The organism is Pseudolabrys sp. FHR47 (genome assembly GCF_005153485.1).
In the GTDB taxonomy this organism is placed as follows: Bacteria; Pseudomonadota; Alphaproteobacteria; order Rhizobiales; family Xanthobacteraceae; genus Pseudolabrys.
Genome location: NZ_CP039740.1, coordinates 1,584,153 through 1,597,771, shown reverse-complemented (window position 1 = coordinate 1,597,771; position 13,619 = coordinate 1,584,153). Strand labels below are relative to the sequence as shown.

Annotated in this window: 13 protein-coding genes; 6 read left to right on the top strand and 7 right to left on the bottom strand. The window is 64.5% G+C overall.

The annotated features are described in order from the left end of the window. Positions 1 to 40: 40 nt before the first annotated feature. The gene (gene rfaD, locus E8Q40_RS07870) at positions 41 to 1,033 is read right to left on the bottom strand and encodes an ADP-glyceromanno-heptose 6-epimerase (protein ID WP_137043859.1); all 993 of its coding nucleotides are present in this window, start codon (positions 1,031 to 1,033) and stop codon (positions 41 to 43) included. A gap of 145 nt (positions 1,034 to 1,178) precedes the next feature. On the opposite strand from rfaD, the gene waaF reads away from it, so the two are divergent. Continuing rightward, positions 1,179 to 2,234, top strand: coding sequence for a lipopolysaccharide heptosyltransferase II (gene waaF, locus E8Q40_RS07865; protein WP_137043858.1), 1,056 nt, complete (start codon positions 1,179 to 1,181; stop codon positions 2,232 to 2,234). A gap of 76 nt (positions 2,235 to 2,310) precedes the next feature. Beyond that, positions 2,311 to 3,315 carry an SIS domain-containing protein gene (locus E8Q40_RS07860; protein ID WP_137043857.1) on the top strand — a complete coding sequence of 335 codons (1,005 nt, stop codon included), beginning with the start codon at positions 2,311 to 2,313 and terminating at the stop codon, positions 3,313 to 3,315. A gap of 75 nt (positions 3,316 to 3,390) precedes the next feature. Here the strand turns inward: E8Q40_RS07860 and waaC are convergent, their stop codons facing one another. Further along, positions 3,391 to 4,353, bottom strand: coding sequence for a lipopolysaccharide heptosyltransferase I (gene waaC, locus E8Q40_RS07855; RefSeq protein WP_137043856.1), 963 nt, complete (start codon positions 4,351 to 4,353; stop codon positions 3,391 to 3,393). 159 nt (positions 4,354 to 4,512) lie between these two features. Here waaC and galE point away from each other — a divergent pair, with 159 nt between their 5' ends. From galE to E8Q40_RS07835, 4 genes are all read left to right on the top strand, one after another. Then, positions 4,513 to 5,523 (top strand): UDP-glucose 4-epimerase GalE, encoded by a 1,011-nt coding sequence (gene galE, locus E8Q40_RS07850; RefSeq protein WP_137043855.1) that lies wholly within the window; start codon positions 4,513 to 4,515, stop codon positions 5,521 to 5,523. 98 nt (positions 5,524 to 5,621) lie between these two features. After that, positions 5,622 to 7,445: an ABC transporter ATP-binding protein gene (locus E8Q40_RS07845; protein WP_137043854.1), complete on the top strand. Its 1,824-nt coding sequence runs from the start codon at positions 5,622 to 5,624 to the stop codon at positions 7,443 to 7,445. Positions 7,446 to 7,484: 39 nt separating this feature from the next. Then, the gene (locus E8Q40_RS07840) at positions 7,485 to 8,186 is read left to right on the top strand and encodes a fumarylacetoacetate hydrolase family protein (protein ID WP_137043853.1); all 702 of its coding nucleotides are present in this window, start codon (positions 7,485 to 7,487) and stop codon (positions 8,184 to 8,186) included. 160 nt (positions 8,187 to 8,346) lie between these two features. Next, positions 8,347 to 8,562 (top strand): hypothetical protein, encoded by a 216-nt coding sequence (locus E8Q40_RS07835; RefSeq protein WP_137043852.1) that lies wholly within the window; start codon positions 8,347 to 8,349, stop codon positions 8,560 to 8,562. Here E8Q40_RS07835 and E8Q40_RS07830 read toward each other — a convergent pair. The 5 genes from E8Q40_RS07830 to E8Q40_RS07810 all read right to left on the bottom strand — a co-directional run bounded on the left by E8Q40_RS07830 (position 8,559) and on the right by E8Q40_RS07810 (position 13,327). Beyond that, positions 8,559 to 9,263: an ABC transporter ATP-binding protein gene (locus E8Q40_RS07830; protein ID WP_137043851.1), complete on the bottom strand. Its 705-nt coding sequence runs from the start codon at positions 9,261 to 9,263 to the stop codon at positions 8,559 to 8,561. The two genes, E8Q40_RS07835 and E8Q40_RS07830, sit on opposite strands and share 4 nt — an antisense overlap. A gap of 57 nt (positions 9,264 to 9,320) precedes the next feature. Next, positions 9,321 to 10,049 (bottom strand): ABC transporter ATP-binding protein, encoded by a 729-nt coding sequence (locus E8Q40_RS07825; protein ID WP_137043850.1) that lies wholly within the window; start codon positions 10,047 to 10,049, stop codon positions 9,321 to 9,323. After that, positions 10,046 to 11,050 carry a branched-chain amino acid ABC transporter permease gene (locus E8Q40_RS07820; RefSeq protein ID WP_137043849.1) on the bottom strand — a complete coding sequence of 335 codons (1,005 nt, stop codon included), beginning with the start codon at positions 11,048 to 11,050 and terminating at the stop codon, positions 10,046 to 10,048. Before E8Q40_RS07820 ends, E8Q40_RS07825 begins: the two co-directional genes overlap by 4 nt. After that, the gene (locus E8Q40_RS07815) at positions 11,047 to 11,919 is read right to left on the bottom strand and encodes a branched-chain amino acid ABC transporter permease (protein ID WP_137043848.1); all 873 of its coding nucleotides are present in this window, start codon (positions 11,917 to 11,919) and stop codon (positions 11,047 to 11,049) included. The genes E8Q40_RS07820 and E8Q40_RS07815 overlap by 4 nt, the downstream gene beginning before the upstream one ends. 163 nt (positions 11,920 to 12,082) lie before the next feature. After that, positions 12,083 to 13,327, bottom strand: coding sequence for an ABC transporter substrate-binding protein (locus tag E8Q40_RS07810; protein WP_137043847.1), 1,245 nt, complete (start codon positions 13,325 to 13,327; stop codon positions 12,083 to 12,085). Positions 13,328 to 13,619 lie beyond the last annotated feature (292 nt).

The following is a 13,619-nucleotide window of genomic DNA, read 5'->3' as shown; positions in this document are numbered from 1 at the left end:
TTGTCCGAAAACCGGTGGCCACTTTTCGGGATCATGCGCGCTAACGATACTTGTCTTGGCTGTCGAGATAGCCGGTGACGTATTGCGCCACTGCCTTCTCGAGCGGCGTGAAGCCGGCATTGTAACCGGCGCGGCGCAGATTGCCGGCGTCGGCCTGCGTGAAATACTGATACTGATCGCGGATCGAGACCGGCATGTCGATGTATTCGATGTTCGGCTTGGCGCCCATCGCCTTGAACATGGCAACGATCATATCGCGGAAGCTTTCGGCCTGGCCGGTGCCGACATTGTAGATGCCGTTCTTGTTGTTGCTATGGGCCGCGCCGCTGATCGCCCATCGCACCACCGAGACAACGTCGTCGACATAGACGAAGTCGCGGCGCTGATCGCCGTCGGCAATGCCGGCGCGGTGCGACTTGAACAGTTTCACCGGCTGACCGGCCTTGGCGCCGTCGAACACTTTCGACAGCACGCTCGCCATCGCGCCCTTGTGATACTCGTTCGGGCCATAGACATTGAAGAACTTGAGGCCGACCCAGGTCGGCGGCAGCTTCTGCTTCTTCACGTAGCGATCGACCAAAGCGAGGTCGAACAGATGCTTCGACCAACCGTAGAGATTCATCGGCCGTAGCTTGCGCAGCGCGTCCAGCGACCAATCGTCGACGAAATTGGTGTCGCGGTCGCCATAGGTCGCGGCCGACGAAGCATAGACGAAGGGCGTGCCGGTCTCGGTGCACCAGTCGAGCAGGCGCAGGGACAGACGAAAATTGTTCTCCATCACCGCATCGCCGTCGGTGGCGGTGGTGGACGAAATCGCGCCCATATGGATGACGGCTTCGAGCTTACGGCCCTCGAGCCAGCGGGCGAGGTCCTCCGGCGGCACGAAATCGGCGATCTGGCGCTTGGCGAGGTTCCGCCACTTGCCGTCCGAGCCGAGCAGGTCGTTGACGACGACATCCGTCCGCCCCGCCTCGTTGAGGCTGGCGACGATGTTCGATCCAATGAAGCCGGCTCCCCCGGTCACCAAAATCATAGCGGCCCTTACCGGCGCGCCCGGCGCCTTCCGAAACCTTTGCCCCAGTCCGGGACGGCGCGCAAATCCCTCGTCCAAATGCCTCTGGAAACGGTAAAAATTGCGGCTGGACAGGACGATAGAGCGAGGGCTAACGCCACAGCGCATGACCATCGACCCCCACCAGCCCAACCGTCCAGTCCTGATCGTCCCGTTCGTGTGGATCGGCGACTTCGTGCGGGTGCATTCGGTGGTCCGCCTGCTCAAGGCCGAGGCCCCAGACCGGCCGGTCGACATGGTGTCCTCGACCCTGTGTAGCCCGCTGGCCGACTACATGCCGGGGGTCCGGCGGCCGGTCATCTCGGATCAGCCGCGCAAAAAGCTCGGCTGGGCGATCCAGAAGGATCTCGCCGCCCGGCTGCGCGAGGCCGGCTACGGCCAGGCGCTCATCATGTCGCGCAAGTGGAAGGCGGCGCTGGCCCCGGCTTTGGCGGGCATCCCGATCCGCACCGGCTTTGCCGGCGAGGCCCGCTTCGGCCTGCTCAACGACATCCGCTGGGGCGAGCGCAAACTGCCGCGCATGATCGACCAGATGGGGGCTCTCGCCCTGCCCAAAGGCGTGCAACTGCCCCCCGAATGGCCGCTGCCCGAGCTGAAAGTACCGGCCGACGAGCTTGCCCGCTGGCAGGAGATGCGCGGCTTGGGCCATGAGCGCCGCCCAATTGTCACCCTGTCGCCCGGCGCGGTCGGCGCCGGCAAGGCCTGGCCGCCCGAGCACTACGCGGCACTGGCCAAGGCTCTAACCGCTGAGGGCGCGGCAGTCTGGGTGCTCGGCGGGCCGGCCGAAGCCGAAACCGCGCGCCTGATCGTCGAGACCGCCGGCCCGGGCGCCCGCGACCTGACCGGCACCGACCTGCGCAACGCCATCCTGGCGCTGGCCGCCGCCGATGTCTCGGTGACCAACGATTCCGGCCTGATGCACGTCTCGGCCGCCCTCGGCACGCCGACGGTCGCGATTTTCGGCCCCACCAGCCCCTGGCACTGGAAGCCGCTCAATCCGGTGTCCGCCATTCTGGAACCGCCTGGCGACGAGGAAGCCCGCCTCCGCGCCCGCGAGATCGGCAACGAGGCGGTAGCCCACCGCTCCACCGCGGGCGTGGCTGTGGATAGCGTGCTGGCCGCTATCCGCGCCGCTCTGGCGGGAAAAACCCAATCGCGTTAACGCATTAGCTCGCCTGTCCTGACGCGGGACGGGTTTGGTGCTAGTAGAGTTGCCTAAGTCAAGGAAGCCGTCCGATATGGCCAAACCCCAATCCGCCCCGATGCGAAGCGAACAGGCGCAGGCCGCCATTGATAGCGCGCTGCGGACGCTCGACGCCGAGGGCACCGGCATCTCCGCTCTCACCGTGAGCCTGCGCGACGGCCTCGGCGCGCCTTTCGCCGCCGCCGTCGACCTGATCCGTGGCGCGAGCGGCCGCGTCATCGTCTCCGGCATGGGCAAATCGGGTCACGTCGGCACCAAGATCGCCTCGACCTTCGCCTCGACCGGCACGCCGGCCTCCTTCGTGCATCCGGCCGAAGCCAGCCACGGCGACATGGGCATGATCGCCAAGGGCGACGTCATCCTCGCGCTGTCGTGGTCCGGCGAGACCGCCGAACTGAAGAACCTCATCGATTATTCGCGGCGCCACGACATCGGCCTCATCGCCATGACGGCCGCGCCCGAGTCGACGCTGGCGAAGGCCGCGGATGTCGCGCTCATCCTGCCGCAGGCGCGTGAGGCCTGCCCGCATAACCTTGCGCCGACGACGTCCGCGCTAATGCAGCTCGCGCTCGGCGACGCGCTGGCGATCGCGCTACTGGAAAGCCGCGGCTTCACCGCGCTCGACTTCGGCCTGTTGCATCCCGGCGGCAAACTCGGCGCACTGCTCAAGACCGTCGGCGAGTTCATGCATGCGGGCGACGCCGTGCCGCTCAAGCCGCTCGGCACCCGGATGTCGGACGCGCTGGTGCATATGACGGCGAAGGGCTTCGGCTGCGTCGGCATCGTCGATGCGCAGAACAAACTCGTCGGCGTCATCACCGACGGCGACTTGCGCCGTCACATGCGGCCCGACCTGCTCGAGGTAACGGTCGACGCCGTCATGACCAAATCGCCGAAATCGGTGAAGCCCGACCAGTTGATCAGCGAGACGCTGGACATCCTGAATACGACCAAGGTGACAGCGCTGTTCGTGGTCGAGTCCGGCAAGCCGATCGGCATCATTCACGTACACGACCTGTTGCGCGCCGGCGCGGCGTGATCCATTTGCCGTCATGGCCGGGCTTGACCCGGCCATCTCGCTTAGGCGGGCAATGTCAGCGCGACCTAAGCGGGATCACCGGGACAAGCCCGGTGATGACATTCCAACAACTGCCGCCCTCATCTCATCCACACCCGGTGGCGCGCCGTCGGTGCCGAGCACTGTCATCGGCCCTGAGCCGACGGGGCCGGTGAGCTTTGGCTGACTGCCGGCGAAGATGGCGATCAGTGGCACGGACAGCGCGGCGCCGAGATGCAGCAGCCCCGTATCGACGCCGACAACACCGCGCGCATTGGCGATCAGCCGCGCCACCTGATCGAGCGGCGCGCGATCCGGCACGCGCGCGCTCGGTAGGGCTTTGGCGATCTCCTCACTGCGCAGACGCTCGGTCTCGGTTCCCCAGGGCAGCACGACCTGAAGGCCGCGCTCGTTCAGCGACTGCCCGAGCGCAATCCAGTTGGCCACCGGCCATTCCTTGCGCGGCTGCGCGGTGGCGTGAAGGAAGACGACATAGGGTTCGTCCGGCGCCGTGAAGCTGGCGCGCGACAGGCCGTAATCGGGCGCGCCCTCCATCTCATAGCCGAGCGACAGCGCAGTGAGCCGGCGGTTGCGCTCGACCGCGTGCAGATCGCGGCTCACGGTGTGACGCACGTCGTAGAACAAACTCGCCAAGGGTTCGCGGATGCTGGCGCGGTCATAGCCATGACGCTCGCCGCGCGCGATGCGCGCGATCAGAGCGCTACGCAACAGACCCTGCGTATCGACGATGCGATCGTAGCGCTTCGCGCGAAGCGCCGCGCAATGCCGCCGCATTTCCGACCAAGTCGCCGGCGATTGAAGGCTCTTGCGCCAACGGCGCGACGCGACGGGGATGACTTCGTCGATGCCGGGATGCAATCGCGCCAGCGGCGCGAACGCCTCCTCCACCACCCACGACAGATGCAGCTCGGGCCGCGCCCGGCGCGCATCGGTCACCGCCGGCATGTGATGGATCACATCGCCAAGCGACGAGGTCTTGATGAACAGGATGTCCTTCATGCCGCGACGAACGCCAGCCCCTTTATCTTAATGCGCCTGTTATACTGGTTACCACCCATTAACAATATCGGCCGGAACTCCGGTGGACCGGGACAAGTTTCCCGCTCTTTTTTCACGATTGGCCTGTAGAAGCCTCAGCTTGAAATTCGGGGGCACCTTATGACGGTCCTGGTTACCGGCGGCGCCGGTTATATCGGCAGCCACACGGTTCACGAACTGGTCGACGCTGGCGAGCCGGTGGTCGTGCTCGACAACCTGTCGACCGGCTTCCGTTATCTTTTCCCGGCGACGGTGCCGTTCGTCAACGGCTCGACCGGTGACCGCGACCTGGTGCTCAAGACCATCGAGCAGCATGGCGTCACCGCCATCATCCATTTCGCGGCCTCGGTCGTGGTGCCGGATTCGGTGCGCGACCCGCTTGGCTATTACCGCAACAACACGATGAACACCTGCACGCTGATCGACGCGGCCATCGAAGGCGGCGTGCGGCAGATGATCTTCTCCTCGACCGCCGCGGTGTACGGCAACGCGATCGACAACCCCATCGACGAGAGCGCGCCGACGCAGCCGATCTCGCCCTACGGCACGTCGAAGCTGATGTCGGAAATCATGCTGCACGACGCCGGCAAGGCTCACGGCCTGCGCTTCGTCGTGCTGCGCTACTTCAACGTCGCTGGCGCCGATCCGCGCGGCCGCACTGGCCAGGCGACACCAGCGGCAACACATCTCATCAAGGTTGCCTGCGAAACCGCCGTCGGCAAGCGGCCGCGCATGGCGGTCTACGGCACCGATTACGACACGCCGGACGGCACCTGCATCCGCGATTACATTCATGTGACGGATCTGGCACGCGCCCATTCGGCCGCGCTCGGCCATCTGCGCCGCGGCGGCGTCAGCGCCACCTTCAATTGCGGCTATGGCCGCGGCGCCTCGGTGTTCGAGGTCATCGATGCGGTACGTAGAGCCGCCGGCCATGATTTTCCGGTGGACATCGAAGGCCGCCGTCCGGGCGATCCGGCGGCGCTGGTCGCCAATGTCGATCGCATCCGCAAGGCGCTGCCGGCGTGGAATCCCCAATTCCGGGACCTCGACACCATCGTCTCCCATGCGCTGGCATGGGAAAAGCGCCTGCAGGCCAATGCGGCGCGGACGCCGTCCGGACGCCCCTGAATCCGGTCCCTTTGACGGTTAAATGACGTCCAATCGCCCGGTTTTCCGCGTGGAACGGGCACCTTGACGCCTGTCGGGGGATGCCCGACAGAGAGCGCATGACCGACCAGAATTCCGCCCTGACGACGGCCGCCGACGATCCACGGTACAAGCCCACGGTGCTGATCCGGCGCCTGTTCGTCGAGCAGGGCATCGGCCACTGGCGCAAATACGCGACCGCCTTCGTCTTCATGGCGATCGCCGCCGGCTGCACCGCCTTCAGCGCCTATCTGATCGGCAACGTCATCAACGAGACCTACGTCAACCGCAATCTGCCCGGCATCATGGTGCTGGGTGCGATCACGGTCGCGCTGTTCGCGATGAAAGGCCTCGCGACTTACGTCCACACCGTGCTGCTGTCGCAGATCGGCAACCGCATCATCGCCGACAACCAGCGCGCGGTGTTCGCCAAGCTCTTGCGTGAGGGCCTCGGCTTCTTCTCCGACCGGCACTCGACCGAATTCATCGCCCGCCTCACCGCCGGCGCCAATGCCGCGACGCAGGTCATCAATTTGCTGGTGATGTCGGTCGGCCGCGATCTGTTGTCGCTGATCGGCCTCGTCACCGTGATGGTGGTGCAGGACCCGGTGCTGTCCTTCTTCTCGTTCTTCGTGGCGCCGCCGGCTTTCCTGGTGCTGCGCAAGATGGTGCGCCGCGTCTACAAGATCGGTCGCTCGCAATTCCAGGGTGGCGCGCGCATCATCGAGACGCTGCAGGAGACGCTGCAGGGCATCCGCATCGTCAAGGCTTTCACGCTCGAGCCAGTGATGCGCAAGCGCTTCGACGACAATGTCGCGCGGGTCGAGCACGAGGCCAACAAGATGGCGCGCGTCGGCGCCCGCGCCTCGCCGCTGATGGAAACGCTCGGTGGTATCGCCATCGCCATCGCCATCTGCTACGGCGGCTATCGCGTGCTGGAGACTGGCGCCACGCCAGGGCAGTTCTTCTCCTTCATCACCGCGTTCCTTTTGGCCTACGAGCCGGCCAAACGCCTCGCCCGCCTCAACATCGAACTCAACAGCGCGCTGGTCGGCGTGCGGGTGCTGTTCGAAGTGCTCGATAGCCCGCCGAGCGAAGCGGCCGACGACGACAAGCCGGCGCTCAAGGTCGCCGAGCGCCGCATCGAGTTCAAGAACGTGGATTTCTCCTATCGCGGCGAGCAGCCGGTGCTGCGCGGCATGTCCTTCGTCGCCGAGCCGGGCAAGCTCACGGCGCTGGTCGGGCCCTCGGGCGGCGGCAAGTCCACGGTGTTCAACCTGCTGATGCGCTTCTACGACGCGCATGAGGGCCGCGTGGAGATCGATGGCCAGGAAGTGACGCAGGTGGCGCGCCGCTCATTGCGCGAACAGATCGCCTATGTCGGCCAGGAGACCTTCCTGTTTCGCGGCACGGTGCGCGAGAACATCGCCTTCGGCAAACCGGGCGCGACGGAAGAAGAAATCGTCGCCGCCGCCAAGGGCGCCTATGCGCACGACTTCATCATGGCGTTCCCGCTCGGCTACGACACACCGGTCGGCGAGCACGGTCTGCAACTGTCGGGCGGCCAGCGCCAGCGCATCGCCATCGCGCGCGCCTTCATCAAGAATGCGCCGATCATCCTGCTGGACGAGGCCACCGCCGCGCTCGACTCCGAAAGCGAGCTCGCCGTGCGCGAGGCGATGGATCATCTGAGCGCCGGCCGCACCACGCTCGCCATTGCCCACCGCCTGCATACCATCTCGCACGCCGACCGCATTTATGTGATCGAAGGCGGCCACGCCTCCGAGTCCGGGCGTCACGACGAACTGCTGGCCAAAGGCGGGCGCTACGCCACGTTCTATCGGCTGCAGCTCAAGGATCAGGAGCAGCCGGCGCCGCTTGCGGCGGTCGCGGCATCAGCCTAAAAAACCGCAGAGTTCTTCAACCCGCAAAAGGCCCTTCCCATGAGCGCGGACTACGTCATTCCAGCGCCGCCGCAGCCCGTGATCGCGGTTGCCGGCTCATCCAAGTCGTTTCCGGTCCGCCGCATCTGGTGCGTCGGCCGCAACTACATCGAGCACATCCGTGAGATGGGCCAGGACGAACGTCTGCCGCCGTTCTATTTCGCCAAGCCCGCCGACGCCATCGTGCCGGATGGCGGCACCGTGCCCTACCCGTCGTTGACCAAGGACATGCATCACGAGGTCGAACTCGTTGTCGCGCTCAAGTCCGGCGGCCGCAACATTCCGGCCGACAAGGCCAATGACTGTATCTACGGTTATGCCGTCGGCATCGACCTCACCCGCCGCGACCTGCAGATCGCCTCGCGCGAACTGAAGCGGCCGTGGGAGATCGGCAAGGCCTTCGATCATTCGGCGCCCTGCGGCGCAATCAGGCCGGCATCGGAAATTGGACACCCCAAGAGCGGGAAGATCACGCTCAAGTGCAATGGCCAACTGCGGCAGGACGGCGATCTCAATCAGCTGATCTGGAACGTGCCGGAAATCATTGCCGACCTGTCGAAGATGGTGGAGCTGGCGCCCGGCGACATCATCATGACCGGCACGCCGGCCGGCGTCGCCGCCACGGTCGCCGGCGACAAGCTCGAATGCGCCGTCGAAGGTGTGGGCACTTGCACCGTGACCATCGGGCAGCCCTTGAAATAGGTCGAAGATCGGGGATTCACAGCGGACCCGAATCAGTTAGGACTGAAACGGCCGGCGGGAACCGCCGGCCGTTTGCGTTGTTAACCAATCCCTAACGTCCGAGCCGCACACTGGGAATGCCGGTTCCAGACTGTGGTTTGACAGCGCACAGGACTGCACAATGGGTCAAGCTCTGCTCGCGTCCCGCTCCGGCACTCCGGCCGCCGATGCGCTCTGGATGGCCGAAACGGTGATGCGATACTCACCGGCTACAGACGCCGAAGCGCTCAAGCTGCTCCGCGCCAGCTTTCCGGACTGCCCCCTCAGCCTGCGCGTCGCCGCGCTCAACCTGCTGATGCGGAATAACCGTCGGCCGGCGGGACTGCTGCCGCGCTAAATTCCCAGGTAAGCCTGACGAACGCGGTCGTCGCCGAGCATTTGCTCGCCCGAGCCCGACAAAGTGATGCGGCCATTCTCGAGCACATAAGCGTGGCTCGCTAATTTCAGCGACACCGCAACGTTCTGTTCGACCAGCACACAGGTCATGCCCTCGCGATTGAGGTCGCGCACAGTGGCCAAAACCTGCTGCACAACCGCCGGGGCCAGACCCAGCGACGGCTCGTCGAACATGATGAGCTCCGGTTCGCCCATCAAACATCGCCCAATGGCGACCATTTGCTGCTCGCCCCCCGACAAGGTACCCGCGGCCTGAGCGCGCCGCTCGGCCAGCCGCGGAAACATGGTGTAGACGCGATCGAGATTGCGATCGCGATTGGCCTTGGCGCGCGGGATCATGGCGCCCATGGCCAGATTTTCGGCGATGGTCAGGGTCGGAAACACCTGGCGACCTTCCGCCACCTGCCCGATGCCGAGATTGCAGACCTTGTAGCTCGGCAATCCGGCGATGTTGTCGCCGCGATAGAGAATGCGGCCGCGCGTCGGCTTGTTGATACCGGCGATGGCGCGGATCAGCGACGTTTTGCCGGCGCCGTTAGCACCGACGATGGCAACAATGGCGCGATCCGGAATCTCCAGCGTAACGCCGTCGAGCGCCTGGGCATCGCCATAATGGACATCGAGATTTTCGACGAGGAGCATGTCAGATTTTCTCCTGTCGCATGATCTTGTCCGAAAACCGGCTTCCACTTTTCGGGATCATGCGACGGCCTCCGCGCCGAGATAGGAGTCGATCACGGCCTTGTCGCGCACGACGTCGGCGGGCGCACCCTCGGCGATATTGGCGCCGTGATGCAGCACGACAATGTGCTGCGCCAGCGCCATGACGGCGCGCATGACGTGCTCGATCAGAAGGATCGTCAGGCCGGTGTCGCGGTTCAGTTCCTTGAGAATGTCGACCATGCGATCGGTTTCGGTCGGCCTCAGGCCGGCCATCACTTCATCGAGCAACAACAGCTTCGGATCGGTGGCGAGCGCACGGGCAACCTCGAGCCGTTTGCGGTCCGGCAGCGTCATCGACGAGGCACGCTGGTTGCGCTTGTCGTAAAGATCGAGACGGCGCAGTACCTCTTGGGCGCGGGTGCGCGCGGCCGACACATCGGTGCGCTTCATCAGCGCACCGACGACGACGTTCTCTTCGACCGTCAGCGCCGGGAACGGACGTACGATCTGGAAGGTACGGCCAATGCCGCGCTGAGCCACTTCATTGGGAGGCAGGCCATCGATCTGCTCGCCGGCGAAGTTAATGCTGCCGCCATCGGGCGCGAATACACCAGCGATCATATTGAACAAGGTGGTCTTGCCGGCGCCGTTCGGACCGATCACGGCGTAGATGGCGCCCTGCGGTACTTCGAAACTGACCTTGTCGACGGCGAGCAGGCCGCGGAAGCGTTTGCTGACGCCCTGAACCTCAAGGAGCGGCTTCATGACTGGCGCTCCGTCAGCCCGAGTCGGCGTTTGAGCCATGGCCACACGCCGTCGGGCAGCGCCATGATCACGAACAGCAGGCAGATGCCATAGAACACCTGCTTGGCGCCGGGCACGTCGACGCCAATGGCGTGCAGGCCTTCGGTCAACGCTTCCGCGAGACCGGTGAGAATGAACGCGCCGAGGATCGGACCGAACAAGGTGCCAATGCCGCCGACGATGGGCCCGAGGATGATCTCGATCGAGCGCGAGATATGGAAGACCTGCTCGGGAAACAGGTTATTGTAATAGAAGGCATAGACCACCCCGGCGAACGACGTCATCGCCGCCGAGATGATCACCGCAATCATCTTGTAGCGGAATGTGTCGATACCGACGGCGCGGGCGGCTTCTTCGTCTTCGCGGATCGCCAGCCAGAAATACCCGATGCGGCTTTTCAGCAGCATGCGGCAGCCGATAAAGGCGGCGACTGTCGCCACCAGCAGCACGTAGTAGAACATCACCGGTTCGCCGCGCAGGGTCCACAGATCGTTGCCGGAATACTGCTTTACCGGCAGGAACAGGCCCGATGAACCGGCCGTGAAGGATAGATGGTCGAAGCCGACGCGGGCGAATTCGGCGAAGGCGATGGTCAGGATGGCGAAATAGACGCCGCCGACCCGGAAACGAAAGGCCAGGAAGCCGACGAAGGCGCCGACTGCACCGGCAATCGGCACCCCGATCACAAGCCCGATCCAGGGCGCGATACCGTAATGCACGAACAAAGCTGCGGCCGTGTAGGCGCCGAGACCAACATAAAGCGTATGGCCGAGCGACAACTGACCGGCAAAGCCCATCATGATGTTCCACGCCTGTCCGGTATAGGCGAAATAGAAGATCAGGATGAGGACCGTCAGCAAATAGTCGCTGGCAAACAGCGGCGCGAAGAGCGCGAATGCCAGCAGCAGACCAAGAAGGATGAGCGCGCGCGCCGGCACGCCGTCGATGAGGCGTGCGATCATGCGGCCCTCTTGCCCAAAATACCTTGCGGACGGAACAGCAGCACGAGCACCAGAATTCCGAAGGCGAACATGCTTTTCGCCGACGGCGAGAAGAGCAGCCCGGCCATCGCTTCGGTCAGACCGATCATCACGCCGCCGAGCAGCGCGCCCGGCATGGAGCCGAGACCGCCGGTGATGACAATGACGAAGGCGAGCAGCGTATAAGCTGGCCCAAGCGCCGGCGTGACGTCGATGATCAGCACCAGCATTGCGCCCGCCGCGCCGACGCAGGCCGCGCCGAGACCGAATGTGAGTGCATAGAGGTGCTTCACGTCGAGGCCGACGACCAGTGCGCCTGTATAGTTGTCGGCGCAGGCGCGGATCGCGGTGCCGAGCGTGGTGTAGCGGAAAAAGCAGAATAGCGCCGTCGCCACCACCAGCGCGGCCAGCGCGGCGTAGGTCTTGGTCGCGTCGACGATCAGCGGCCCGATCTGATAGCTGTCATAGGCGTAGGACACCTGCACGTTCTGCGCATCCGGCCCAAACAGGATCAGCAGGACGTTGACCATGATGATCGCAACCGCAACCAGCAGCAGGAACTGAGTGTGTTCGGGGCGCGTAATGAAAGGATTGATCAGGCTCTTCTGCAGCAGATAGCCGAAAGCGAACAGCACGATCGCGATCGGCACCAGCATGACCAGCGGATCGAGGCCCAGGGCCGAGAACAAGGTGACGGCGATATACATGGCGACCGTCATCATTTCGCCGTGGGCGAAATTGACGACGCGCACGACGCCGAAGATGACCGACAGGCCGAGCGCCATCAGCCCGTAGACAAGTCCGGTCAGAATGCCCGCGACGGCAACGTTCAGGTAGATTTCAAAAGGCACCGATTGGCTTCCTGTTATCCGCCCGGCTTGGCGGCACTCCCGTCGTGCCCGGCTTTTGGCCGGGCATCCACGTCGTCACAAAATAAATGCAAGCCGTGAATGGCCGGGAACACGGGCTATGTCCCGGCCATGACAGCGGTTGACGCATCCTGACGACGAGCGATCAGCGCTTGTCGTAAGGCTTCATCGGCAGTTCGGCCTTGGCATTGGCCGCGACCTTCGGCGCCACGGTGACGAGCTTGCCACCGCGATTCTGGATCGCGCTGTTGAGCAGCTTGTCGTTCTGACCCTTGGCGTCGAACTGGATGCCAGGACCGGGGCTGACGTTGTTGGTGATGTTGGTCTTGCGGATCGCCTCGGCGAGCTGGTTCGGATCGGTCGAACCGGCGCGCTTGTAGGCATCGGCGGCCACCAGCAGCGCCTCGAACGAATAGACGTGGTTTGTATTGAGGTTCACGCCCGGGTGCGCCTTGGCGAGCGCCGTCTCCAGCTTCTTGCTCAGCGGCTTGTTCGGGTCGTACCACGGCACGAAGCTAAGCGGACCGTCCGCGAGCTTGCCCAAGGTCTTGAGATACTGGTCCTCGTACCAGCCCGGGCCCATGCTCAGCACGGTCATCGGCGACCAGCGCTGCTTGACCATTTCGCGGGTCAGCAGGATGGCGTCGTTGAGGCGGCTGACCAGGATGATGGCTTCGGCCTTGGTCGCCTTGGCCTTGGACACTTCGACCGAGAGGTCGCGCGCCGCAGGGTCATACGAGATCGTCTCGAGGATCTTGTACGGCATGTCGAACTTCGGCATCACGCCCGGGATCGCCTTCGACATCGCGGTGCCGAAGGTGTCGTTGACGTGCAGGAACACCGCCGTCTTCGGCGCCGCGCCGGCCGCCGCGAAGATTTCCTTCTGATTGAGGAAAGCGTCGCGCAGGATCATCGGCGCGGTCGGGAAGTTGCGGAACACGAACTTGTAGCCCTGCTCGGTGATCGGCGGGGCGGCCGCGATGTTGATTACGTAGGGAATGCCCTTCTGCTCGGCGACCTGAGCGATCGCGGTGCTCTGGCCGCTGTCGAAGGCACCCATCAGAACCTGCGCGCCTTCGCTGATCAGCTTTTCGGCGCGCGAACGGGCGACTTCGACGTTGGTCTCGGTGTCGGCGTTCATGATCTGCAGTTCAGGCAGACCGAGCTCCTTGAGGATGCCGCCCGTAATGTCGACACCGCGCTGGCAGTCCTGACCGATGCCGGCCTGATAGCCCGAACGCGGCAGCAGTACGCCGACCTTGAGCGGGCCGCTCTGCGCGCGCACGATGTTGAACGGGGCGACGCCCGCCGTGATGCCGAGCGCGCCGAGGCCGGCGGTGACGGTACGGCGGCTCACTTTGGTCGCGACGGTTTTCTTGATCTCAGTCATGACATCCTCCCCTGGCCGCGACGGCGGCCTTTATTAGAACCATGATGGCGGGTTTTGCCCCGCTTCCACAAGTGAACGAAAGGCGGCACACGGCCCCTGAGGCCCGCCTGCCACCGCCCGCCCTGAATTGCGACATATTGTTGACTGGGACAACAATTCCCGTCAACAACATTGTCAGCCGAGCGCACCGTGAGAATGACGCGCCGCAGGGAGCCACAGGGAGCAAGTCGAGGCATGCCGGCAAAGCCTGCCCGTATTCGCAGATCAGCCGCCGCGACCGCCCCAGCCAAGG

Excerpts from the sequence above, each read along its gene's own strand:
- rfaD (WP_137043859.1), bottom strand. The coding sequence starts at position 1,033 with ATGATTTTGGTGACCGGGGGAGCCGGCTTCATTGGATCGAACATCGTC.
- waaF (WP_137043858.1), top strand. The coding sequence starts at position 1,179 with ATGACCATCGACCCCCACCAGCCCAACCGTCCAGTCCTGATCGTCCCG.
- E8Q40_RS07860 (WP_137043857.1), top strand. The coding sequence starts at position 2,311 with ATGGCCAAACCCCAATCCGCCCCGATGCGAAGCGAACAGGCGCAGGCC.
- waaC (WP_137043856.1), bottom strand. The coding sequence starts at position 4,353 with ATGAAGGACATCCTGTTCATCAAGACCTCGTCGCTTGGCGATGTGATC.
- galE (WP_137043855.1), top strand. The coding sequence starts at position 4,513 with ATGACGGTCCTGGTTACCGGCGGCGCCGGTTATATCGGCAGCCACACG.
- E8Q40_RS07845 (WP_137043854.1), top strand. The coding sequence starts at position 5,622 with ATGACCGACCAGAATTCCGCCCTGACGACGGCCGCCGACGATCCACGG.
- E8Q40_RS07840 (WP_137043853.1), top strand. The coding sequence starts at position 7,485 with ATGAGCGCGGACTACGTCATTCCAGCGCCGCCGCAGCCCGTGATCGCG.
- E8Q40_RS07835 (WP_137043852.1), top strand. The coding sequence starts at position 8,347 with ATGGGTCAAGCTCTGCTCGCGTCCCGCTCCGGCACTCCGGCCGCCGAT.
- E8Q40_RS07830 (WP_137043851.1), bottom strand. The coding sequence starts at position 9,263 with ATGCTCCTCGTCGAAAATCTCGATGTCCATTATGGCGATGCCCAGGCG.
- E8Q40_RS07825 (WP_137043850.1), bottom strand. The coding sequence starts at position 10,049 with ATGAAGCCGCTCCTTGAGGTTCAGGGCGTCAGCAAACGCTTCCGCGGC.
- E8Q40_RS07820 (WP_137043849.1), bottom strand. The coding sequence starts at position 11,050 with ATGATCGCACGCCTCATCGACGGCGTGCCGGCGCGCGCGCTCATCCTT.
- E8Q40_RS07810 (WP_137043847.1), bottom strand. The coding sequence starts at position 13,327 with ATGACTGAGATCAAGAAAACCGTCGCGACCAAAGTGAGCCGCCGTACC.